Genomic DNA, 22,580 nt, shown 5'->3' with positions numbered 1-22,580 from the left:
ACAAGAAAGGCGCTCTAAGCGCCTTTTCTTTTGTGATTAATAACCCTGAGGATTTTGCGATTGCCAGTGCCAGGCATTCGCACACATGTCTTCGAGGGTTTTCTGGGCACACCAGTTTAACTCAGTTGCTGCTTTGGTTGGATCAGCATAACAGGCCGCTACGTCGCCGGAGCGCCGGGGGGCAATCTTATAGTTAATCGGTTTGCCACAGGCCTTTTCAAAAGCCGTGATCATTTCCAGTACCGAGTAGCCAGTACCGGTGCCAAGATTATAAATATCAAGGCCCATATTCAGATTCAGGCGTTCGATAGCTTTCAGGTGGCCATTAGCCAGATCTTCTACGTGGATATAATCCCTTACCCCGGTGCCATCCGGCGTATCATAGTCATCACCAAATACTGCCAGCTGTTGTAGTTTTCCTGAGGCTACCTGAGAAATGTATGGCATCAGGTTGTTTGGAATACCGTTTGGATCTTCACCAATGCGGCCGGAAGGATGTGCGCCAACCGGATTGAAGTAACGCAGCAGAACAATATTCCAATCGTTGTCAGATTGATACAGGTCGGTCAGAATGGTTTCAACCATCAGCTTGGACATGCCATAGGGATTGGTTGGCTGGCCGGTAGCCATATCTTCTCTGAGTGGTAAGGATACCGGATCGCCGTAAACGGTTGCTGATGAGCTGAATACGAGATTTTTGACGTTATGTTTGCGCATAGCGTCGCAGAGCGCAACAGAGCCGTAAACGTTGTTTTCGTAGTATTCCAGCGGTTTTTGTACAGATTCACCAACGGCTTTCAGGCCGGCAAAATGAATGACGGCGTGAATTTCATGGGCGCTGAACACGTCATCCAACTGTTGGCTGTCGCGAATATCGCCCTGCACAAATGTAAGGCTTTTGCCGGTTAGTGTGCTTACGCGTTTGAGCGACTCTTCTGACGCGTTGCTCAGATTATCCAGTACGACTACTTTATAATCGGCTTCCAGTAATTGCAGGACCGTATGGCTACCGATATAGCCGGCCCCGCCAGTGACAAGTATGGTTTTCATTGTTTATCCTTGGTCGACAACGATGCTAAATATTTAGTGCTTAATGAATATTGTACAGGCTTAACCACTAACGGATAGAGTAAGAAGATAAGCAGGGCCCAGAGCAACGAGGTCCAGTCCGATGCAATTCGCAGCAGGAATGAAAATGCCGGAATGATCACCAGCAATTTGAGCAGGTTGAGGAAGGTTTTCTCCGGAACGGTTAATTTTTTAGCCGCTCTCTCAAGTCGCTGCATACGTTCGGCAAGCGATAGGCCCTGCAATTGTGGAATATTTCGGGTCGAAAAATATAGCTTCATTACTCTCTGTAACACTCATAAAAAAACGCCACTAGCTTAACACTAGTGACGTTTCTTTGGGTAACAATTCCCGCTGGAATTAGCGGATGTCAGGCATTTTCTTGTTCTGGTTTTTCCCATTTGCGCGTAAATAACGCTACCAGGAACACAATAACGCCAATACTTACAGTAAACTGGATAATAAAGGCAAACAGACCACTTAAGTCACCAGATTCTTCACCACCAAAGCTACCAGCCAGTACACCAGCAATTACGTTACCAATAGAGTAGGTTAGTACGAACAGCCCCATCATCTGACCAGCAAAGCGTTTAGGTGATAGTTTGCTTACTGCACTTAAGGCAACCGGGCTCAGGCACAGTTCACCAACCGTATGCAGGAAGTACGTTGCAACTAACCAGTAAGGCGCGACTTTAAGGCCACTGGCGGCGGCTTGTGCGGCAAAAAACATAACGATAAAGCCACTAGCCATAATCAGGATGCCAATCGCACACTTAATGCCGTAAGACGGATCGAGCATCTTTTTACCCAGGTTAATCCACAAAGCGGCAAAGAAAGGCGAAAGCGTGATAATAAAAATGGCGTTCAAAGACTGGAACCAGGCGGTAGGAATTTCAAAGCTGCCTAACAAACGCTCAGTATTCTCATGGGCAAAAATATTCAGTGATGACCCTGCTTGTTCAAAGCCGGCCCAGAAACAGGCTGAGGCTATGCAGATGAGCAGTAGCGAAATCATGCGCTTTTTCTCGGCACTGTCGAGATTACCGAAGAAGAAGATTGACGCATAGTAGAGCACAAAAATTGCGGTAAAGATGTAGGCTACGGATTTCGCAACACTAACAACGTCTATAACCATTGCGCCGGTGCTCATCAAAAACGTGACCACAACGATACTTAACAGGAAAATCAACACGCCTACCCAGCTGTTGCGAATGCCGGTTGCAGACATACTCACGGTAGGACCGGTCGCGATAGTACCCAGTTTGTGCTGGGTCATGCGGTATTGGATTAAGCCAACAGCCATGCCGATGGCGGCGGCGCCGAATGCATAGTGGTAGCCCCAGTTGGTTGCCAGATAACCACAAACGAGATTACCGATAACCGAGCCCAGGTTGATACCCATGTAGTATATGGTGTAGCCACTGTCCCGACGGGTATCCTGCTCGGTGTAAAGCTGACCGACCATGGCGCTGATGTTTGGCTTTAGCAGACCAGTACCAAGTACAACGAAAATAAGGCCAATAAAAAAGGTGTTAGTACTGGGGATCGCGAGGATGATATGGCCCAGCATTATGGTGATACCGCCATACCAAACGGCGCTTTGACCACCTAACAGGCGGTCCGCAATCCAACCACCGGATAGCCCCATAAAGTAAACGGCACCGGTGTATAAGCCATAAATGGCATAAGCGTTGTCTTTACTAAAATCCAGACCACCTTCCTGAAGGGTCATGGTCATAAAGATTACTAACAGGGCACGCATGCCGTAATAGCTCATGCGCTCCCACATTTCAGTGAAAAATAGCGTTAACAGACCACCCGGATGGCCGAAAAAGCTGGTGTCGTTAGAAGTATTTGTTGTCACAACAGAGTTCCATATAGTTTTTATTTAAAATTATTATCAGTTCTAATCAACTGGCTACCTGCAGGAGTGGCTGGTTAATTAGCTATCTCTCTTATACTAGAGGTTGATTCCTGACACAAGCGGCCTTGGATAAAGCACAACCTGTGTCAGGGGGATAACGGCATGGGGGTGTAGCGTAAGTCTTACAGCTCTTTTATGGTTGCTATGATGATACGGCCGGCAATAAAGGCCATCATTAACATTACGCCAAATAACACCAGATTATACAGCTTCTTCGGATAAGCAGCTTCGTCTGGCAATGTCGGCGTCTCTATGGTGACCAGATGCTGTATCTGTTGATAAGTATCCACCCGCGCATTTTCCAGCGTCATTAAAGATGAGCCGTAGGCCTGCATGGCCAACTCAGCCTGAACCTGTAAATTAGAATACTGGGCCATTAGCTGGTTTATCGACAGCTTGGTTTCTCCCCCCTGCGCATCGTTTATTCTGGTTTTCTGACTGTTAATCTGTTCCTCAAGCGCTTTTATCTGTCGCTTCAGGGAAATGATTTCCGGCGCGGAATCAGACATTATACTTTTGAGAGTGTTCAGCTCCGCCTCTTTTTGAGCCAGGGTTGCCTCCAGTGAGAAAGCTATCTGCTGGATTGCTGCCCCTTCTGCGTTGGGGTCCATTACATTGTACTTGGTTTGAAAATCTAACAGGGCCAGCTTGGCTTTGTGTAACTTTTCTTCAACTATGTCATGTTCACTTTGGGCAAATGCCAGGCGTGACTTGGCCAGATTATTGCTGATTTCATTAATAAACTGCTCTGCGCGTTTAACAATAGTCTGGCTGATAAGCTGGGCGTATGCAGGGTCGAAAGCTCTTGCGGATAGTTCTATGACACTGCTGTTCGAGTCAATAACCACATCAGTGTTGGTAAGGTAATACTCAAGGAAGTCCTCTTCACTGTGGTTTTTGGCTAGGCGGCCAATAAAGTCAGCGCCTGCAGCGGTGTAATGCTCTCTGAGAGCGATAGTATCGTCAAGATAGTGGAGCATATCTGCTGACTGGACAAAAGCAACTACGAGCTGACTGTCATTGGTGCTGGCAACGCCTGTCACGCTGCTCATGAGCATGGATGACGGATCAAAACTGTTGGCGCCATCGGAAGACTTCACAACCAGTTGACTGATGCTTTCGTATTTGGGACTTGCCAGAACCACCAGATAAAAAGCATAGAGCAGCCAGGGAATGGCAACGAGGAGAACAGGCCTTCTTTTTATTTGAGCTAATGTATAAGTAAGCGCTTGATTCATGTTTTACTCTTTATTCCATATAGACCGCTATACCTTCTTCAAGGTCGCTGTAATAATTGAGTTGACCCTCTTCAATCAATATTGCCGAGGTACAAAATTCACGGATTTGATCCATTTCGTGGCTCACCATAATCAGTCCTGCTTCTTTAGCTTTGACTTCCAGCGCTTCCCGGGCCTTGCGTCGAAACTTCGGATCGCCTACTGAGGTGGCTTCGTCAATCAGATAAATATCAAAATTAATATTAATGCAGCAGGCAAACACCAGTCGCGCACGCATCCCCGATGAGTATGTTTTAACTGGTAAGTCAAACCGCTGGCCAATTTCAGCGAAATCCTGTACTGCGCTTTCATAGGCAGCGAGGTCTTTAACATCATTAATTCGGGCTATGAACCGGGCGTTTTCTCTGCCGGTCATTTGCGGGTGGATGCCGGTTGCGAGTGCGACAGGCCAGGACATGGTTTTGTTGGTGTAGATTTGTCCCTTATCCGGATATTCACTTTTAGCCAGCATGCGAAATAGTGTGGATTTACCGGCGCCATTTTTGCCCAGAATGGCCACGTTATCGTCGGTTGGAAAATCGAAATTCAGATCTTTAAAAATATATTGCGGGCCAAGCTTGCTGGGGTATGACTTGGTCAGATTAATCAGGCGGATAGTCATCGTGATAACAATCCTTTCCAGGTCAGGTGGTAACACGCTATCGCAAAGAAGAAAACGGCAACGGTGAATTCAATAACATAGCTGATGCTCACACCGGCATCGCCATAGGATTCGTAGCAAGCATAACGAGCCAGCTCGATAAAGTGTACCAGTGGGTTCCAGGTCAGCCAGTGCCAGTATTCTTTGGGTATGTCCTGCAGACTGAAAAAAATACAGGAAATGAAAAATAATGGACGGGTGAATAACGCGACGACTTTCTTAATTTCTTGTACATAAGACGCTGCTATACCCAGCAGGCAGCTCATACTCAAGGTCATAATCCACAACAAATGGAATAAAATCAGCAATAACAATGGGTCATGTATCTTGACCGGAATCTCAAGTAAATAAACAGTTACCACAGATAACAGCACCACAATGACTTTAATGGTGTACTCGACAAAGCCAGACACTAACAAACCCGCAATAGGCTGTACCTGCCTGAAAGCATACAATGGTTTATTTTTACTAAAAGCGTTAGCTACTTTGGGGAAAGCTTGTAAAAATGTTTGTACGCCAACCATGCCAATCAGCATAAACATAAAGACGGGGATGCCGTGAACGTCATCACCGCCCATAAAGGTTCGGGCGTATGACATGCCAAAAATAAAGATAAAGGGTTCGACAAATCCCCAGGTCAGGCCAAGCTTATCATCAAATTGCGAGCGCAACTCCCGCAGGAATAGCGCAAAGCAAACGCTATTCCAAACTTTCAGTTGCGAGCGAAGCGAAATCTTCAGGACGTCAGACATTAATTAAGCGCTACGTTAGCTGCAACCGCAATCTGATAAATAATCTGGGTAATATCTTTCACTGCCTGCAGTGTCTTCGCATCAACCCGTGGCAGCACGATTACCTGATCGCCGGCGACAATATTCGTCTCATCGTCGACATCGTAAAAATCAACCATGCCATTAGCTCTAACGATGAGGATACGGGCATCATTAGCACGCTCACTGAAACCGCCCGCCCAGGCAACGTAATCGGCCAATTGAGCATCCGGGTTAAACACCACTGATTGAGGCATAAGGACCTCACCACCAATATGGATAAGGTCGGTCTTAACCGGAATGACAATGGTATCGTTCTCTTCCAGCAGGATATCGGCTACGTTACTATTTTCGGCGATGATGACTTTACCAAGCGGTTTGATTTGTCTCGCTCTGGCGATAAAGTCGGTGACCAGCTGCGCTTCCTGCACGCGGATAGAGCCTTCACCGGTAGAGCGTACTGGTGCAGTGTAAATACTTCTCTCGAGACGATCCAAAGCCTGATTAATGATCAACTGTTGCTGTTCAGCAACACTTTCCCGCAATAAGTAGACGTTGCGAAAATCGGCAAGGGCAGGATCCACTTCGATATTACTAAGTACCTGATGTAAGCGAGCCCCTTTAGAAACCATAATGCGTGAAGCGCCACGGAAACTGCCGGCTACATTAATAGGGTAGACCTGTATTTCATGATCATTTTTAAATTCTACATGATCACCGGGTTTCAGCTTGAATTGAGTAAATTCGCTTAATGTTGCATACCTGGCAAACTGTGCACCGTCGCGTAAACCACTTACCGAAACATGGCTGATAAAATCCCCTGGTCTGGCATAATTTACCAGCGAATCCCCGGATAAATCAGTGGGTTTTAATTCAAATGTAAAGCTGTTTCTGGCCCCTTCACTTACCGTAATCGTTGGACCTATGGGGCGAACTAAAATGACGTCTTTATCCTGAAAAGACACGGATGGGAGCTCTCCGTCGGTCACAAAATCGTACAAGTCAATGGAATGAGCGACTTCGCCACCACGAATAATGTCGATATAGCGAAAACTGCCCCGCAAGAAATCAATGCCACCGGCCCGCTTCAAGAAATAAAGAGGGCTGTCGGTTGCTTGCCCGGCGTATTGTCCTGGTCTTAACACCGGACCTGACACATATACCGATACCGGTGTAGCAGTGAGCAGATTAACATAGACATTAACATCATTTGTGTAGACCTGCTTGATACTGCGTGTCACCGTGGCATTGACCTGACTAGATGGGACGTTGAGCAGATTTACCGGGCCTATATTGGGGATAAAGATATTGCCCTGACTGTCGACGGTTGCAACATCCGCATAATCCACCGCTCCCCACAACCAGATTGAGATTTGATCTCCTGGTGCCACCAGGTAGTTAGGATTTACACTGTTAGTCCGCTCTGACTCGAACCCTCCAACGAACAGGTTCGCCGCAAATGGCGGGTTTTCCATGGCTTCCTGCAAAGGAAAGACCATGGCCATCGTTGGTTCTCCGGGTAACACAAGTCCGCTGCGCGGTTGTGTTGTATACTGACCTGAACTGGGGCGAGTGCCGGTTTGACTGTTTCCCTGCAAAGTAGGAGAAGCAGCCATTTGCATCGGGTTAACCCCTGTGGCTGTTCGGGACGTTGTTGTTCCGCGCTGGCTCAACTGCTGTTGTATTTGCTGAATCTGCTCGGCAGTTTGCGCTGTAGCAGTATTCATTAATGGAAGTGAAAACGCCGCAAGCGTTAACCAAAAAGAAATTCGCATAAACTCTCTGAACCTTTATAGAGTGTTATTGGAAACCAACGTAGGGTAAAGCAACCAAAAGGTTTTATTATTGCATACAGGGCGGACCTCGATTGCCCCCGAATTACCAGTACGATGTAATCGATAACATTCGTTACCCAGGGCTGACGTATATCCCGCAGATACTGTGTACTCTTCACCTTCAATAATGATGGTTTGATTAGGTACAACTCTTAATTCTGGAATAGCTTTTGCTTTACTTTTGAGCAGCGAGGAACTGCTTGCATCGTTGTGATTAGCAAAACTAGGATTGACCAGTGGCAGGTTCGCCTTGACGCTTTGTGGTTGTGAAACGCACCCTAACATTGTCATCGAACTGAAAAGTAGTGTGAGTAATGTAAATTGTCTTCTCATTGCCTGACTGAATTACGTCCATTTAACATTGGCGCTAGCATAACATAATCGAATAAAAAGGCATCCTTAGATTGGTTGCATGGATAAGAGAGGCGTTTTATTCGGAGCCAGCGGTTAAAAACTGTGCGGTTAAATATTAATTCTTTGCGGGGGCTAGTCAGTTATATTAATGTTTACTATTATATCGGAAGATTGTAATGACCTCTCCACGAAGCCTCTGGGGCTGATAAAGCCTGCTAAGGTTCGGATTTATTCTCAACGGAGCAAGTAAGTAAATGGAATGTCCTTGGTGAAGTATGGGCGTGAGAACACAGGTGGGTAAGGATTCTGTGGAGAATTGTAAGGCATGATGGATTATCTGCAGCTGATACCGTTGTTTACGGCATTCTTTGTAGCGTTGATTTTACTGGTAGTAATGACGCCTCTGGCGCACCAGTTTGGGCTGGTTGATCAACCGTCCTATCGCAAACGACACAGTGGGATTGTTCCTTTAACTGGTGGCGTGGCTATTTTTGTTGCTGTACTTGTTGCCAGCGTACTAACCGATGTCTGGATGAAAAACAACCCGTTATTTTTTACGGCGTCGGCATTTATTGTATTACTCGGTATGTTGGACGACCGCTTTGACCTGAGTGCTAAAGGGCGCTTGGTTTGTCAGTTCGGTGTCGCTTCTATAATGGCGTGGAGTGCGCAAAACTATATCACCTCACTGGGCGACATTTTTGGCTTTGGCGAAGTGTATCTTGGTTTAGGCGGTTACTTTTTCACGCTAATTTGTGTAGTAGGCGTTATTAACGCCGTTAATATGATTGATGGTATTGACGGTCTCGCCGGTGGTATGAGTCTGGTTGTCCTCGCCAGCGTTGTCAGCTTGTTGTTGATTTCAGGTAACGGCGCGGCAATTATGGAGCCGCTGGTTATCATTGCGGCTATCGTTCCTTTTCTAGCCTTTAATCTTAGCCTGAAAGGGTTTAAAGGAAACAAAATCTTTATGGGTGATGCCGGCAGCATGTTTGTTGGGCTTACTATCGTCTGGTTACTGGTGGATCACACTCAGGGAGCTAATGCCTCACTGCGCCCGATAACGGGTGTCTGGTTAATCGGTTTACCATTAATGGATATGGCGGCGATCATGTTCCGTCGTGCCCGCAAAGGGCAGTCTGTATTACGTCCCGATCGTAAGCATCTGCACAATATTTTCATGCGTGCCGGATTTAGTTCCCGTCGCTCTCTGGTAGCCATTCTGTTGATGGGCGCAGCCTATTGCTTGATCGGCATTCTTGGTGAGGTTTATCAGGTTCCCGACTACATCATGTTCTGGGGATTTATGGCGTTGCTGGTAATTTACAGTACCGCGATTATGAATATCTGGAAAATTATACGCTTTGTCCGGACCATTAAACGCCAGATATTTCCTGTATAATCTGCATCATGATGGTGCATTTTTCCCAAAAAATCCGGTACACTTCGTTTACCGATGACTACCGGATTTACCTTTGACTCCCAATTTTTCAATCAAACACAGTTGCTACAAGGTCCACGAAGTACCTGCGATTGTAGCTATGGCCGTGTATGAAAAAGACTGTGAAGAATGGGTAGATCAAGCGATTACCAGTATTCGTCAGCAAACTTATAGCGACTTTTTGTATGTGATTGTCATCGATGGGCACATAAATTTGTCGTTGCTTGCTGTCGTTATGGGGCATGCCGAAAATGATGACCGCATCGTGGTTGTAGAAGGGGCCGTGAACCGAGGGTTAGCGGCCTGTATGAATTTCGCAATAGACTGGTCTCTATCGTTAAAGCCTACCTATTTCTTTCGTATGGATGCGGATGATTTCTCCGAAGTAAATCGCCTCGAGAAACAAATTACTTATTTGAATAAGCATTCCCATGTTTCGATTTTGGGAACGGGTTTAGTCGAAATCAACGAACAGAACAAGCAGGTTGGCGCACGGGTAATGCCGCAGACTAATCGCCAGATTACGCGTTTGTTACCTCGTCGCTGTACTATTAACCATCCTACGGTATGTATTCGCTACAAAGTGTTTGCCGATGGTTACCGTTATGATGATGCCCTACAAAACACGCAGGATTATTTTTTGTGGATTGAGTTGGCAGCGGCCGGTTATATTTTTTGTAATTTAAAAGATAAATTACTGCGTTTTCGTCGGGTTAACGATTTTTATAAACGTCGTGGATTGATAAAGTCCCTTAATGAATTTCGTGCCCGGGTCAGGGCTATGCGTTGGTTGAAAAGATTAACCGCCTATAACTTTTTTTACGCTTGTCTTGTACTTGGATTGCGAATGATGCCTTCGGGAATTGTTAAAATGGCCTACAAGCTTGACCGGCACATATTAGAAAAATTTATTAAACATTGAAATTTGTCGCAATCATTATCCTTTATCATCCCGAGCAGGATGTTTTGCTTGGTAATATCGCCCATTTGCAAGACGCCGGATGGGGTGTCATCATTATTGATAATTCGCCTCAGAGCTGTCAGGGAAAGCTTTCTTCAGTTATCGAATACCGGCATTTTCCGACTAATATTGGTATCGCCGCAGCTCAAAATCGTGGGCTTGAAGTAGCGGTAAGTTTGCAATATGACTATGCCATGTTGCTGGACCAGGATAGCCGGTTAAGCGTTGCCTTCCTTAATGCGGTGTCGGCGCGGTCAGTCACTGCGCATCAGCTTTTTCCCGATATGGCAGCGTATGGGCCGACTATTATTAGCGAGTTTAATAATAAAGCGGTGAAGGCTCGCATACAGCGGCCCGAAAGCTGCGACAACGGCTTTATGGCTTGTCGGCAAATTATTGCTTCCGGAAAAGTCATTCCATTGAGTGTTCTGCAAATCACCGGAGACATGGAAGAAGCCTTATTTATCGACGGTGTCGACCACGAATGGTGTTGGCGGGCGGCGCAGCGCGGGCTTCGGATCATAGGTGATACCCAGACGCATCTGTTGCATCGTCAGGGGGAGGACAGAAAAAAAATCCTTGGCATTACCTTTAAGGTGGGTAGCCCGATCCGATTGTATTATCAGTATCGCAACATTCTTTTGTTGTCGCGCAGAGGCTATGTTCCTCGCTATTGGAAGCTACGCAATTGTCTTGCTTTACCGCTCCGTTGGATCATCAATGGTTGGTGCCTGGATAATAAAGCCCTGCGTCGAAAGTATATGCACAAAGGATTGCTTGACGGGATTAATGAGCGAGCCGGACCTTACCAACCAGGCAAACAAGTTTAGGTTGAGCGTGCTTCGTCATGATGCTTTAATGAAGATGTTTTACATTTAGGTTCAGCTTTATTTTCAGCTCAGTTGTTGAATAAAAGTTGAGCGGTTAACGCCCCCGGATTGATAAAGTTAAAGCCGGTGTATTTGAAGGAATGGTTGGCCTGAATACGCCGCCCTTGTTCACTAATAATGTGCGTTCGCTCATTTTTGGTGCAAGATAAACGAGATAAAAGCGGGAGAAATCCCGATTTAGCTAAAGAATATTGGTCAGCCTACTATTTTATGATGGTAGTAGTGAGTAAAAGCCGAAGGTCAATTCGGAATGCGGTTTGCATTACTCTACTATTGGTCGAGGACTTTCAATTAAAGGACATAAACTATGAGTCAGGTAAAAAAAGCGGTTATTCCTGTAGCCGGCCTAGGTACGCGGATGCTGCCAGCAACTAAAGCAATCCCAAAAGAAATGCTGCCAGTTGTTGATAAGCCTTTAATTCAGTACGTGGTAAACGAATGTGTTCAGGCAGGTTTGAAAGAAATTATTCTTGTTACTCACGCCAGTAAAAACAGCATCGAAAACCACTTTGATACGTCGTTTGAGCTGGAAACCACGCTGGAACAACGGGTAAAACGTCAGTTACTGGAAGAAGTCCAGGCGATTTGTCCAAAAGACGTAACCATTATGCACGTGCGTCAGGGCGCGGCGAAAGGTTTGGGACACGCTATTATGTGTGCACACCCTATGGTTGGCGATGCGCCATTTGCGGTGGTACTGCCGGACGTTATCATTGATGACTACGCCAGTAACCTGAAAAAAGATAACCTGGCAGAGATGGTCTCGCGCTTTAACACCAGCCGGGTGAGTCAGGTTATGGTTGAGCAGGTACCGCAGGAAAGCATTTCTAAATTCGGTATTGTTGATCTGGAAGGCGCAACGATTAAACCAGGCGAGTCAGCCAAAATTCACAACATGGTTGAGAAGCCACCGCTGGATGAAGCGCCGTCTGATTTAGCGGTTGTGGGTCGTTATGTCTTGTCTCATGAAATCTGGCCTCTGCTTGAGTATACTCCACCAGGCGCAGGTGGCGAAATTCAGTTAACTGATGCGATTACCTCGTTAATGAAGGTTGAGCAGGTTGATGCTTATTACATGAAAGGAAAGAGCCACGACTGCGGAAGTAAGCTGGGTTACATGAAAGCTAACGTAGAGTATGCTCTGCGCCATCCTGGTCTGGGTGAAGAATTCAAAGAATATCTGGCGTCTCTAAACGGTTAATTTGCCGAACAGAACATTATAAAAAAGGCCACTTCATTTGAAGTGGCCTTTTGCTATCTATTGGGATTATTTCAGGTGTTTAACCAAACCCTGCACAACCTTAACACTACCGGCAACAATCTCGCCTTTATACAGTGGGTCGTTATTACCACTAAAATCTGTTACCAAACCACCGGCTTCACGAACTAACAGCTCGCCAGCGGCGATATCCCATGGCTTAATGCCACGCTCCCAGTAGCCATCGTGACGGCCAGCTGCCACATAGGCTAGATCGAGTGCGGCACTACCTGCGCGGCGTATATCACCACATTCATGGAAAATCTTGTTTAAGCGAATGGCATAATCGGCATATTGGGTTTTGTTTTTAAACGGCAGGCCGGTTGCCAGAACTGTTTCTGACAGATCGCGCGCTTTACTTGCACGAATACGATAGCCATTTAATTGTGCACCCTGGCCGCGTGAAGCAGTGAAGAGTTCACCACGGATAGGATCGAAGACAACGCCCTGATCTAAACGGCCTTTGTGCAGTAACGCAATAGAAACGGCAAAGTGAGGTATGCCTTTGATAAAATTGGTGGTGCCATCCAGTGGGTCGATAACCCATTGAAACTCCGAGCTTTCGCCTGCAGTTTCACCACTTTCTTCACCCAGAAAGCTGTGGTCAGGATACGATTGCTTAATTTTATGAATGATTGCCATTTCGGCTTCTTTGTCGATTTGAGTCACATAATCATTCGCGCCCTTAACCTGTTTTACCAGATCGTCACGGTTTTCAAAACCACGGACAATAATAGAGCCAGCCACGCGCGCAGCGCGCACCGCAATGTTCAGCATCGGATGCATAACAAAACCACCAATTGTAAAAGATCAAAAAGTAAACGCGGCGGAGTTTACCAGTTCCACCCTACAATGCAATGGCATACCAGATGAAATACGTTGCCGGGCGGTGAGAATGTGTAAGCGGTATGCTACACTCAGCGCCAATTACAGCCGTACACGTTAAAAGCATGTTAGAAAATATCAGAATCGTATTAGTTAACACCTCCCACACCGGTAACATTGGGTCTACCGCCCGCGCTATGAAGACTATGGGTCTGAGCAATTTATACCTGGTGGATCCGGTAACGCCCCCTGATGGAAAATCCAGCGCCTTGGCCGCGGGGGCCGGTGATGTGCTGGCAAATGCAAAAATCGTCAGCAAGCTTGAGGAAGCCGTTGCAGGCTGTGGACTGGTAGTAGGCACCTCTGCGCGCTCGCGAACACTAAGCTGGCCAATGCTTGAGCCTCGTAGTTGCGGTGAAAAGCTGATCAAAGAAGTAGATAATTATCCGGTGGCACTGGTATTTGGGCGGGAAAACAGCGGTCTGACTAATGAGGAGTTGCAGCAATGTCATTTCCATGTCTGCATTCCAGCTAATCCGGACTACAGCTCTCTGAATCTTGCAGCTGCAGTACAAACGCTGTGTTACGAAATTCGAATGGCCTATTTAAATAAAGATGCGATCCCAAGCGAGGAAACCGAGTATCCGCTTAACGATGACTTAGAGCGTTTTTACGTACATCTCGAGTCCACTCTGACAAAGGTCAACTTTATCAGAGCAAGTCATCCGGGTATTGTGATGACCCGCCTGCGTCGTTTGTTTAACCGTGCGCGTCCTGAATCACAGGAGCTCAATATTCTGCGCGGTATATTAGCGTCGGTGGATAAATCAGCGGAGAAATAACGATGTTTAGCCGAATCAAAGAAGATATCCAGGGCGTGTTTCATCGCGACCCGGCTGCACGCAACGCGTTTGAAGTACTCACTAACTATCCGGGTCTTCATGCGGTCTGGTTACATCGGATCAGCAATAAGCTGTGGCGGTTAGAGCTAAAATGGCTGGCGCGCTCGTTATCGACTTTTAGCCGTTGGCTGACTGGCATCGAAATTCACCCCGGCGCGACTATTGGCAAACGATTTTTTATCGATCACGGTATGGGCGTGGTAATTGGGGAAACCGCAGAAATTGGTGATGATGTCACCCTGTATCATGGCGTAACGCTGGGTGGTACCACCTGGAACGCCGGCAAGCGCCATCCCACTTTAGAAGATAATGTTGTGGTTGGTGCCGGAGCTAAAGTCCTGGGACCGATTACCATTGGTGAAGGGGCAAAAATTGGCAGCAACTCTGTTGTGGTTAAAGATGCGCCTCCGGGAGCTACGGTGCTGGGTATTCCGGGACATATTTTGCAACCGGCTAAAGAGACTGATACAGAGAATAAAAAGCGTAATGCTATTGCCAAAAAGTATGGCTTTGATGCTTATGCGGTTGCATCAGAAAACCCGGATCCGGTTGCCAATGCCATGGGTATCATGGTGGAACATATCCATGCGATGGATGGGCGCATTGAAGAACTTTGTCAGGTTATCCAAAGTCTGGGTGGTGAGGTGTCTAAGGAGCGTTTAAGTGCGATGACCGCCGAAGATTTCGCCTGTACTGGTATCTCTCCGGTGGTACCTAATAGCAAACAGCCCCATCATGATGAGTTCGATCCACAAATTTAGCGGCGTAACCGCAATCCCGAATACCTGAGTAAATTGCAGGGTTTTATACTTGACCATTTTACTCGGGTATGGAACAATTTTGTCATTGTTAATTATCCGTACCTGGTTATGAAACTGACTTCTAAAGGCCGCTATGCTGTAACGGCAATGCTCGATGTAGCTCTCCATTCCAAGCAGGGACCAGTCTCTCTGGCTGACATATCAGCCAGACAGGAAATATCACTGTCCTATTTAGAGCAGCTGTTTTCCCGTTTGCGTAAAGACAATCTGGTGCTGAGTGTTCGCGGTCCCGGTGGTGGTTACCAGCTTGGGCGGGAAGCCAACCTTATCGCTATTGGTGAAGTGATCCGTGCGGTAGATGAGTCTGTTGATGCTACCCGTTGTCAGGGACAAGGTGATTGTCAGGCTGGCGAACGCTGCCTTACCCACAGTTTGTGGCAGGATTTAAGTGACCGCATTAGTCATTTTCTTGATGGTATCAGCCTGGGTGAGTTAATGGCAAAAGGCGATGTGCAGGCCGTTGCCGGGCGTCAGGATAAGCATAAGCTGCCGCTCGACGGTAAAATCCAGGTCAGTATTCAAATTTAAAGCCATAGTATGAATCGTACTCCCGTATATTTAGATTATGCCTCGACAACGCCGGTAGACCCTTTGGTTGCTGAGCAAATGGCTGTCTGTTTAACAATGGATGGCAGTTTCGGTAATCCGGCTTCCCGCTCCCATCGCTATGGCTGGATTGCCGAAGAAGCAGTTGATGTAGCACGTAATCAGATAGCTGACCTGATTAACTGTGACCCGCGAGAAATCGTCTTTACCTCTGGTGCAACTGAGTCAGACAATCTGGCTATCAAGGGCGTAATAGAAGCATCAGAAAAAGCTAAAAAGCACGTTGTTACCGTTATTACCGAGCACAAAGCGGTACTCGACACCTGTGATTATCTGGCGCAGCGAGGAGTGGCTGTTACCTATCTGCAGCCCGATGCCGAGGGCCTGATTTCGGCGCAGCAGGTGGCGGATGCGATTACCGACGAGACGGTTTTGGTGTCGGTGATGCATGTTAACAACGAAATCGGTGTGGTACAGGATCTGGTCGCAATTGGTCAGGTATGCAGGCAAAAACAAGTGTATTTTCATGTCGATGCAGCACAGAGCCTGGGTAAGTTGCCGCTTGATCTATCCGCACTGCCGGTGGATTTAATGTCCTTGTCGGCACACAAATGTTACGGCCCTAAGGGGATCGGCGCGCTGTATGTACGGCGTCGGCCTAAAGTGCAGCTTGCTGCGCAGATGCATGGCGGTGGTCATGAGCGGGGTATGCGTTCTGGCACTTTACCTACCCATCAGATTGTTGGCTTTGGTGCAGCCTGTGAACTGGCAGGCCAGCAGCTCGCCGAAGAAGGGCTACGCTTGAGGCACTACACTGAGTTGCTTTGGGACTTGTTGAGCACTTTGGATGATGTTTATCTGAATGGTCATCTTACGCAGCGAGTACCAGGCATTATCAACATCAGTTTTGGTGGTGTAGACGGCGAAAGCCTGGTGATGGGACTGAATGATATTGCTATCTCCACCGGTTCGGCCTGTACCTCGGCGAGCATGGAACCTTCTTATGTGTTAACCGCTCTGGGAAGAAGTGCGCAATTGGCGCATGCAGGGTTGCGTTTTTCGGTAGGGCGGTTCACTACAGAAGATGAAGTGCGCTTTGTTGCGCAGCGGGTAACAGAAACTGTAGAAACTTTACGTAAAGCCAGGATGGCAGGTTAATTCTGCTGCTGGTATGAGACAAACGTCGGAGCCGCTGAGATTGCAGTTTAATCAATATTCAGGCAAGATTGCGGCCCCCAGATATCCGTGTATATAAAAGCCAAATTATTGCTGCAGTAGCAGCGCATGTCACTATCGCTCGGGGCGAATAGTTGAGTGAATTACTCGGGTATTATACAATACGGCACCCACGTCACGGTGATAACCAGTGTGTTGTCAGGTTGGTAAGTGCGAAAATAAACTTACGTTTTAACCAAAACCGTGAAGAATATGTTCAATAACAGTGAGATGAGTCAATGAGCGAGCAAATCGAACAGGCACTATCGAAACAATACGAGGCGGGTTTCTATTCAGAAATCGAGTCTGATACCTTCGAAAATGGTCTGGACGAATCGATAATCCGCCGCATATCTGCAATGAAAAATGAGCCGGAATGGATGCTCGAATGGCGTTTGAAAGCTTATCATTCGTGGTTGGAGATGGAAGAGCCAGAGTGGGCTCACGTCGATTACCCCAAGGTGGATTATCAGGCGATTTCCTACTACTCATCGCCTAAGAGCATGAAAGACAAGCCTAAGTCGCTTGATGAAGTGGATCCTGAATTACTGGATGTGTATAACAAGCTGGGCATTCCATTGCATGAGCAGGAAATGCTGGCGGGCGTTGCCGTTGATGCCGTATTTGATTCGGTCTCGGTGGTTACGACATTCCGCGAAAAGCTGCATGAAGCAGGTGTTATCTTCTGTCCTATTTCTGAAGCTATCCAGAAATATCCTGAGCTGGTTAAAAAATACATCGGCTCTGTGGTTCCTCGAACCGATAACTACTTTGCGGCGCTGAACAGTGCTGTATTTACCGACGGCTCGTTTGTTTATATTCCTAAGGGCGTACGTTGCCCAATGGAACTGTCTACCTATTTCCGAATCAACGAGCAAAACACCGGTCAGTTTGAACGTACATTAATTGTTGCCGACGAAGGCAGCCATGTTAGTTATCTTGAAGGTTGTACGGCACCACAACGTGATGAAAACCAGTTACACGCAGCAGTCGTAGAGCTGGTAGCGCTGGATAAAGCCAACATCAAATACTCAACGGTACAAAACTGGTATCCGGGCGACGAAAACGGCAAAGGCGGTATTTACAATTTTGTGACCAAGCGCGGTATTTGCCATAATGACGCAAAAATCAGCTGGACCCAGGTAGAAACCGGCTCAGCCGTAACCTGGAAGTACCCGAGCTGCGTACTGAAAGGGGATAACAGCGTTGGTGAATTTTATTCTGTGGCGTTAACCCGTGGCCGGCAGCAGGCAGACACTGGTACCAAGATGATCCATCTGGGTAAAAATACCCGTTCTACGATCATATCCAAAGGGATCTCGGCAGGAAAAAGTAATAACGCCTACCGCGGTCTGGTACAAATGGGACCGAAATCTGACGGCGCCCGTAATTTTACGCAGTGTGATTCGCTGCTGATTGGCGATCAGTGTGGTGCGCATACGTTCCCGTATATCGAAAGCCGAAATCCGTCTGCCATCGTTGAGCACGAAGCCACTACATCCAAAGTGAGTGACGAACAGTTATTCCTGGCTCAGCAACGGGGTCTGGATGCTGAAAAAGCCGTATCCATGATCGTCAATGGCTTCTGTAAGGAAGTATTTAAAGAATTACCAATGGAATTTGCGGTGGAAGCCGGCAAGTTACTCGAAATTAGTTTAGAAGGTTCTGTGGGGTAAAGAATTTAATGTTATCTATCGATAATTTACACGCCAGTGTTGAAGATAAAACCATTATCAAAGGGCTGAATCTGGAAATTAAGCCTGGTGAAGTTCACGCCATCATGGGACCAAACGGCGCCGGTAAAAGTACCTTAGGGTATGTCTTGTCAGGTCGCGACGGCTATGAAGTGAGCGAAGGTGCCGTAACGCTTAATGGTAAAGATTTACTCGACCTTGAAGTGGAAGAGCGTGCTCGTGAAGGGTTATTTCTTGCGTTCCAGTATCCGGTTGAGATCCCAGGCGTTAGCAACATGGAATTCTTAAAAGAATCGGTTAATGCGTTGCGCGAGCACCGTGGTGAAGAACCTCTGACCGCTGCTGAATTTTTAAAGAAAGCCAAAGCAGCCTGTAAACAGGTGAATCTGCCACTGGATTTCTTAAAGCGTGGTGTTAACGAAGGCTTTTCTGGTGGTGAGAAAAAGCGTAATGAAATCATGCAAATGATTTTGCTAGAACCATCACTTTGCATTCTTGATGAGTCTGATTCAGGACTTGATGTTGACGCTCTGCAGGTTGTTGCCGATGGCGTAAACAGCCAGCGCAATGGTGAGCGCAGCTTCATTGTTGTGACTCACTATCAGCGTCTGCTTGACTATATCAAGCCAGACTTTGTGCATATCCTGGCGGACGGCAAGATTGTTAAAAGTGGCGACGCTTCACTGGCATTGGAAGTGGAAAAATCCGGTTACGCTTTCCTGGGTAAAGCCTACGAGGAGGCGGATGCATGAGCCAATGGCTGTCTGAAGTAATCGCCACGGCGCAAACACATCAGGACTGGCTGGCTCCTCATCGTCAGGCGGCTCTGGCTGAACTGGAAAAAGTTCGCTGGCCGCTGCGCAAAGTGGAAGACTGGCGTTTTACTCCGCTCATCCCGGTAGAAAAGCGCAGCGTATCACTGGCTAAGCCTGAAAATACCGAGTTTAGCGCGCCTAAAATAGGCGAGCTAAACGCAATCGAACTGGTGTTCAGTGGCAATGAGCTGCTCACCGACGTAAGCACACTGACGTTGCCGGAAGGGATGGAAATCCTACGGTTCTCATCAGCAACTGCTGAGCAACAACGAGTCATCGAAAGCCTGTTGTCAGACGTAAAGCCGGCCAAGCATTTATTTGGACAGGTTAACGATGCGTTGTTGGCCGATGGTCTGTTTATTGAGGTGGCAGACGGTGCCAGCATCGAAACGCCGGTGCGTATTACCCAGTTGGCTGGCAACGAAGGCGACCAACATCTGCGTGTACTGATGCATGTGGGAGTGGGCGCAAAAGCGATTATCCTGGAAGATGGCTACGGCAGTGCCAGTAGTTTGAATACGGCCTTCAGCGAATATGTGCTGGAAAGCCAGGCGCAGCTTGAGCATTATCGCTTTGCTATGTACACCCAGGATGCCATGCATGTGGGTGGATGCCATTTTAAAGTGGCAGAAAAAGCCCAGCTTAATAGCACCTTGATTGGCTATGGCAGTCAGCTATCACGCCTCGATGTGGATGTGATCTATACCGGCGAATTAGCTAACGCTAATATTAATGCGATTTATTTGCTGGCCGAAGGCGAGCTGTTTGACTTGCACACTACCATTGAGCATGCCGTGCCTAACTGTACTACCGAGGAAAATGCCCGGGGTATCGTTGGCGATCGCGCTAAAGCAGTATTTAATGGCCGCATTCATATTCATCGTGATGCACAAAAAACGCTGGCAGAACTGAATAACCGTAATTTGTTGCTATCCCGCCGCGCGGTGATAAACACCAAGCCCGAACTTGAAATCTACGCCGACGACGTGAAATGTGCCCACGGTGCAACCGTTGCCGAGATTGACGATACCGCTCTGTATTATCTGTTAACCCGCGGTATTAGTCGGAGTCAGGCACTCATTATGCTGAACTTTGGATTTATCCAGGAGCTAATTAACCAAATCCCCAATGCGGATATTTCAGAATGGCTGTTAACCCAGTTACATGACCGTTTTGTAGGCATGGAGGTCAAATGAGCTTCGACGTAGCGGCCATTCGTGCACAGTTTCCGATCCTTTCACAAAAGGTGGATGGTAAGCCCTTAGTTTATCTGGATAACGGCGCAACCACCCAGAAACCACAGGTGGTTATTGATTCACTGGTAGATTTTTACACTCACTGTAATGCCAATGTGCATCGCGGTGCTCACCAGCTCTCAGACGAAGCGACCCGCCGCTATGAAAAGGCGCGTGATCAGGTGGCTGCGTTCATCAATGCCGAAAGTCGTGAAGAAGTCATTTGGACCAGTGGAACTACCGAAGGAATCAATCTGGTAGCCAAAGGTCTGGCGCAGCAGCTTCAGGCCGGTGACGAAGTCGTCGTCACTGAAATGGAGCACCATGCAAATTTGGTTACCTGGCAGCAAGCCTGTCTGCAAAGTGGTGCCACGCTGCGCATCGCGCCTATTTTTGACAATGGTGAACTGGATGTTGAAACCTTCAAAGCATCCCTTGGACCCAACACGCGAATGGTCGCTTTCCCACATGTGTCTAATGCTCTGGGCACTGTAAACCCGGTAAAAGAGCTAACCATGCTGGCAAAAGCCTATGGCGCGCTGGTGCTGGTTGATGGCGCGCAAGGTATTGCTCATGGCGATGTGGATGTTCAGGCATTGGGTTGCGATTTTTATGCGTTTTCTGGTCATAAAGTCTTTGGCCCTACTGGTATCGGTACGCTTTGGGGCAGGAAGTCAGTGCTGGAAAACTGGCCTGTATGGCTTACTGGCGGCGAGATGATCGCCGATGTGACTTATCAAACTGCTACCTGGGGCGCTTTGCCCAATCGTCTTGAAGCGGGCACGCCTAATATTGCCGGCGCAATTGGTCTGGGCACCGCACTGGATTGGTTCAGTCAGCTGGATATTGCAGCGGTGCAAGCTCATGAAAAAGCATTGATTGATGCGGCGATGGCGCAGGCTGCTGATATTCCCGGTATGCGCCTTATCGGTACCGCAAAAAATAAAATTGGTATCCTGAGTTTTGTAATGGACAATGCGCACCCTGCGGATATCGGCTTTATTCTCGACCGCCAGGGCATTGCCATTCGTACCGGTGATAACTGCGCGCAGCCGCTGATGAATCGGCTTGGTATCAATGGCACTGCCCGTGCCTCTTTCTCGTTGTATAACACACAGGAAGAAGTGTCAGCCTTCTTCGCGGGCTTACGTAAAGCTCAAACCATGTTGGGCTAGGAGAGTATATCTATGTCAGTTGAAACTTTTGTACCCAGTAAAGATGTTGTAACACTAACCCCGGCAGCGGTCAGACATTTTGAAGGTAAGCTAAACAGCCAACCCGGAAAAATCATCCGTTTATCGACTAAAGTCAGCGGTTGTACCGGGTACGCGTATGTACTGGATTTTGCCGACGCATCGGTAGAGGGCGATGAGGTATTGTCCTTGTCTGACAAGCTTACTGTAGCAATTGCCAAAGATGCGGTACCGTTATTACAAAACACCGAAATCGATTACGTAATGGAAGGTGTTAACGGCGTGATTAAATATTACAACCCCAACGTTGTTGACGAATGCGGTTGTGGCGAAAGCTTTAACGTCGGATAACAATTTTTATGAAGCAAAAAATGGTGGTGACCGAGCGTGAGGTAAAATCACGTAAAGTGCCTTCTGGTGAGACGGTCATTATTCCTGAAGGGGAATTTGTTAATATTACCCAGGATTTAGGCGGCAACTATACGGTGACCTGGCGTGGCAACATGCTGCGTATTGATGGAACTGATGCTGATGCCATTGGCCGCAAACCCCAGACTTTGGATTTTGTGCCACCTGCCGACGGCAAGATTGACGAACAGCAGGTTTGGGATGCGCTGGAAACTATCTACGATCCTGAAATACCAATCAATCTGGTCTCCCTTGGTTTAATCTATGCGGTAAACATTGAACAGTCATCCGGACAGGTCGTTATCGATATGACATTAACTGCACCGGGTTGCGGTATGGGGCCGGTACTGGTAGGCGATGTGGAATACCGTGTAGGTTTAGTACCCCACGTAGAAAACGTTAAAGTAGAACTGGTTTTTGATCCGCCATGGTCGCGGGATAAAATGAGCGAAGAAGCTCAGCTGGAAGCCGGCCTGTTTTTCTAAAA

At 47.4% G+C, this 22,580-nt stretch carries 22 protein-coding genes; 14 read left to right on the top strand and 8 right to left on the bottom strand.

Annotated features, from left to right (window positions below):
- Positions 1-36 precede the first annotated feature (36 nt).
- From galE to BFC17_RS19110, 7 genes are all read right to left on the bottom strand, one after another.
- On the bottom strand, positions 37-1,050 hold the full coding sequence (gene galE, locus BFC17_RS19140; RefSeq protein WP_070178121.1) for a UDP-glucose 4-epimerase GalE: 1,014 nt from the start codon (positions 1,048-1,050) through the stop codon (positions 37-39).
- The gene (locus BFC17_RS19135; RefSeq protein ID WP_070178120.1) at positions 1,047-1,349 is read right to left on the bottom strand and encodes a DUF6170 family protein; all 303 of its coding nucleotides are present in this window, start codon (positions 1,347-1,349) and stop codon (positions 1,047-1,049) included. The genes galE and BFC17_RS19135 overlap by 4 nt, the downstream gene beginning before the upstream one ends.
- Positions 1,350-1,438: 89 nt before the next feature.
- A complete protein-coding gene (locus tag BFC17_RS19130) occupies positions 1,439-2,932 on the bottom strand; it encodes a peptide MFS transporter (protein ID WP_070178119.1) in 1,494 nt (497 codons plus the stop codon).
- Between the two features lie 182 nt (positions 2,933-3,114).
- Positions 3,115-4,230, bottom strand: a complete 1,116-nt coding sequence (locus BFC17_RS19125; RefSeq protein ID WP_070178118.1) for a KpsE/RkpR family capsule polysaccharide export protein — start codon at positions 4,228-4,230, stop codon at positions 3,115-3,117.
- Positions 4,231-4,240: 10 nt separating this feature from the next.
- Positions 4,241-4,891 carry an ABC transporter ATP-binding protein gene (locus tag BFC17_RS19120; RefSeq protein ID WP_070178117.1) on the bottom strand — a complete coding sequence of 217 codons (651 nt, stop codon included), beginning with the start codon at positions 4,889-4,891 and terminating at the stop codon, positions 4,241-4,243.
- The gene (locus BFC17_RS19115; RefSeq protein WP_070178116.1) at positions 4,888-5,682 is read right to left on the bottom strand and encodes an ABC transporter permease; all 795 of its coding nucleotides are present in this window, start codon (positions 5,680-5,682) and stop codon (positions 4,888-4,890) included. The genes BFC17_RS19120 and BFC17_RS19115 overlap by 4 nt, the downstream gene beginning before the upstream one ends.
- Positions 5,682-7,475: a polysaccharide biosynthesis/export family protein gene (locus tag BFC17_RS19110; RefSeq protein WP_070178115.1), complete on the bottom strand. Its 1,794-nt coding sequence runs from the start codon at positions 7,473-7,475 to the stop codon at positions 5,682-5,684. The genes BFC17_RS19115 and BFC17_RS19110 overlap by 1 nt, the downstream gene beginning before the upstream one ends.
- Positions 7,476-8,214: 739 nt before the next feature.
- Here BFC17_RS19110 and wecA point away from each other — a divergent pair.
- The 4 genes from wecA (at position 8,215) to galU (ending at position 12,382) form a co-directional block, all read left to right on the top strand.
- Complete coding sequence (gene wecA / locus BFC17_RS19105; RefSeq protein ID WP_070178114.1) at positions 8,215-9,291, top strand: UDP-N-acetylglucosamine--undecaprenyl-phosphate N-acetylglucosaminephosphotransferase; 1,077 nt, start codon at positions 8,215-8,217, stop codon at positions 9,289-9,291.
- Between the two features lie 73 nt (positions 9,292-9,364).
- Positions 9,365-10,252, top strand: coding sequence for a glycosyltransferase (locus BFC17_RS19100; RefSeq protein ID WP_070178113.1), 888 nt, complete (start codon positions 9,365-9,367; stop codon positions 10,250-10,252).
- Positions 10,249-11,121: a glycosyltransferase family 2 protein gene (locus BFC17_RS19095; protein ID WP_070178112.1), complete on the top strand. Its 873-nt coding sequence runs from the start codon at positions 10,249-10,251 to the stop codon at positions 11,119-11,121. Before BFC17_RS19100 ends, BFC17_RS19095 begins: the two co-directional genes overlap by 4 nt.
- Before the next feature lie 367 nt (positions 11,122-11,488).
- A complete protein-coding gene (gene galU, locus BFC17_RS19090) occupies positions 11,489-12,382 on the top strand; it encodes a UTP--glucose-1-phosphate uridylyltransferase GalU (RefSeq protein WP_070178111.1) in 894 nt (297 codons plus the stop codon).
- A 66-nt stretch (positions 12,383-12,448) separates the two neighbouring features.
- On the opposite strand, the gene suhB is transcribed toward galU, so the two are convergent.
- Positions 12,449-13,225, bottom strand: coding sequence for an inositol-1-monophosphatase (suhB, locus tag BFC17_RS19085; RefSeq protein WP_070178110.1), 777 nt, complete (start codon positions 13,223-13,225; stop codon positions 12,449-12,451).
- A gap of 164 nt (positions 13,226-13,389) precedes the next feature.
- Here suhB and trmJ point away from each other — a divergent pair, with 164 nt between their 5' ends.
- The 10 genes from trmJ (at position 13,390) to sufT (ending at position 22,578) form a co-directional block, all read left to right on the top strand.
- Complete coding sequence (gene trmJ / locus BFC17_RS19080; RefSeq protein ID WP_070178109.1) at positions 13,390-14,106, top strand: tRNA (cytosine(32)/uridine(32)-2'-O)-methyltransferase TrmJ; 717 nt, start codon at positions 13,390-13,392, stop codon at positions 14,104-14,106.
- A gap of 2 nt (positions 14,107-14,108) precedes the next feature.
- On the top strand, positions 14,109-14,927 hold the full coding sequence (gene cysE / locus BFC17_RS19075; RefSeq protein WP_070178108.1) for a serine O-acetyltransferase: 819 nt from the start codon (positions 14,109-14,111) through the stop codon (positions 14,925-14,927).
- Positions 14,928-15,035: 108 nt separating this feature from the next.
- Positions 15,036-15,515, top strand: a complete 480-nt coding sequence (gene iscR / locus BFC17_RS19070; RefSeq protein WP_070178107.1) for a Fe-S cluster assembly transcriptional regulator IscR — start codon at positions 15,036-15,038, stop codon at positions 15,513-15,515.
- Between the two features lie 9 nt (positions 15,516-15,524).
- Entirely contained in the window at positions 15,525-16,691 is a 1,167-nt protein-coding gene (locus BFC17_RS19065; RefSeq protein WP_070178106.1) for an IscS subfamily cysteine desulfurase, read from the top strand.
- A gap of 296 nt (positions 16,692-16,987) precedes the next feature.
- Positions 16,988-18,424 (top strand): Fe-S cluster assembly protein SufB, encoded by a 1,437-nt coding sequence (sufB, locus tag BFC17_RS19060; protein ID WP_070178105.1) that lies wholly within the window; start codon positions 16,988-16,990, stop codon positions 18,422-18,424.
- Between the two features lie 8 nt (positions 18,425-18,432).
- Positions 18,433-19,194 carry a Fe-S cluster assembly ATPase SufC gene (sufC, locus tag BFC17_RS19055; RefSeq protein WP_070178104.1) on the top strand — a complete coding sequence of 254 codons (762 nt, stop codon included), beginning with the start codon at positions 18,433-18,435 and terminating at the stop codon, positions 19,192-19,194.
- The gene (gene sufD, locus BFC17_RS19050) at positions 19,191-20,453 is read left to right on the top strand and encodes a Fe-S cluster assembly protein SufD (RefSeq protein ID WP_070178103.1); all 1,263 of its coding nucleotides are present in this window, start codon (positions 19,191-19,193) and stop codon (positions 20,451-20,453) included. The genes sufC and sufD overlap by 4 nt, the downstream gene beginning before the upstream one ends.
- Positions 20,450-21,667, top strand: a complete 1,218-nt coding sequence (locus tag BFC17_RS19045; RefSeq protein WP_070178102.1) for an aminotransferase class V-fold PLP-dependent enzyme — start codon at positions 20,450-20,452, stop codon at positions 21,665-21,667. The genes sufD and BFC17_RS19045 overlap by 4 nt, the downstream gene beginning before the upstream one ends.
- Positions 21,668-21,679: 12 nt before the next feature.
- A complete protein-coding gene (locus tag BFC17_RS19040) occupies positions 21,680-22,036 on the top strand; it encodes a HesB/IscA family protein (RefSeq protein WP_070178101.1) in 357 nt (118 codons plus the stop codon).
- An 8-nt stretch (positions 22,037-22,044) separates the two neighbouring features.
- Positions 22,045-22,578, top strand: a complete 534-nt coding sequence (sufT, locus tag BFC17_RS19035) for a putative Fe-S cluster assembly protein SufT (protein WP_070178100.1) — start codon at positions 22,045-22,047, stop codon at positions 22,576-22,578.
- Positions 22,579-22,580: the final 2 nt, after the last annotated feature.

It is taken from the genome of Marisediminitalea lipolytica, from assembly GCF_001758465.1.
GTDB lineage: Bacteria > Pseudomonadota > Gammaproteobacteria > Enterobacterales > Alteromonadaceae > Alteromonas > Alteromonas lipolytica.
Note: the sequence above shows the minus strand (reverse complement) of the source record. Positions and strands in the feature narration are given on the sequence as shown.

Coding starts and splice junctions, on each gene's coding strand:
- galU (WP_070178111.1), top strand. CDS start 11,489: ATGAGTCAGGTAAAAAAAGCGGTTATTCCTGTAGCCGGCCTAGGTACG.
- wecA (WP_070178114.1), top strand. CDS start 8,215: ATGATGGATTATCTGCAGCTGATACCGTTGTTTACGGCATTCTTTGTA.
- BFC17_RS19135 (WP_070178120.1), bottom strand. CDS start 1,349: ATGAAGCTATATTTTTCGACCCGAAATATTCCACAATTGCAGGGCCTA.
- BFC17_RS19110 (WP_070178115.1), bottom strand. CDS start 7,475: ATGCGAATTTCTTTTTGGTTAACGCTTGCGGCGTTTTCACTTCCATTA.
- BFC17_RS19040 (WP_070178101.1), top strand. CDS start 21,680: ATGTCAGTTGAAACTTTTGTACCCAGTAAAGATGTTGTAACACTAACC.
- galE (WP_070178121.1), bottom strand. CDS start 1,050: ATGAAAACCATACTTGTCACTGGCGGGGCCGGCTATATCGGTAGCCAT.
- sufB (WP_070178105.1), top strand. CDS start 16,988: ATGAGCGAGCAAATCGAACAGGCACTATCGAAACAATACGAGGCGGGT.
- BFC17_RS19120 (WP_070178117.1), bottom strand. CDS start 4,891: ATGACTATCCGCCTGATTAATCTGACCAAGTCATACCCCAGCAAGCTT.
- BFC17_RS19115 (WP_070178116.1), bottom strand. CDS start 5,682: ATGTCTGACGTCCTGAAGATTTCGCTTCGCTCGCAACTGAAAGTTTGG.
- sufT (WP_070178100.1), top strand. CDS start 22,045: ATGAAGCAAAAAATGGTGGTGACCGAGCGTGAGGTAAAATCACGTAAA.
- suhB (WP_070178110.1), bottom strand. CDS start 13,225: ATGCATCCGATGCTGAACATTGCGGTGCGCGCTGCGCGCGTGGCTGGC.
- iscR (WP_070178107.1), top strand. CDS start 15,036: ATGAAACTGACTTCTAAAGGCCGCTATGCTGTAACGGCAATGCTCGAT.
- BFC17_RS19125 (WP_070178118.1), bottom strand. CDS start 4,230: ATGAATCAAGCGCTTACTTATACATTAGCTCAAATAAAAAGAAGGCCT.
- trmJ (WP_070178109.1), top strand. CDS start 13,390: ATGTTAGAAAATATCAGAATCGTATTAGTTAACACCTCCCACACCGGT.
- sufC (WP_070178104.1), top strand. CDS start 18,433: ATGTTATCTATCGATAATTTACACGCCAGTGTTGAAGATAAAACCATT.
- BFC17_RS19045 (WP_070178102.1), top strand. CDS start 20,450: ATGAGCTTCGACGTAGCGGCCATTCGTGCACAGTTTCCGATCCTTTCA.
- sufD (WP_070178103.1), top strand. CDS start 19,191: ATGAGCCAATGGCTGTCTGAAGTAATCGCCACGGCGCAAACACATCAG.
- BFC17_RS19065 (WP_070178106.1), top strand. CDS start 15,525: ATGAATCGTACTCCCGTATATTTAGATTATGCCTCGACAACGCCGGTA.
- cysE (WP_070178108.1), top strand. CDS start 14,109: ATGTTTAGCCGAATCAAAGAAGATATCCAGGGCGTGTTTCATCGCGAC.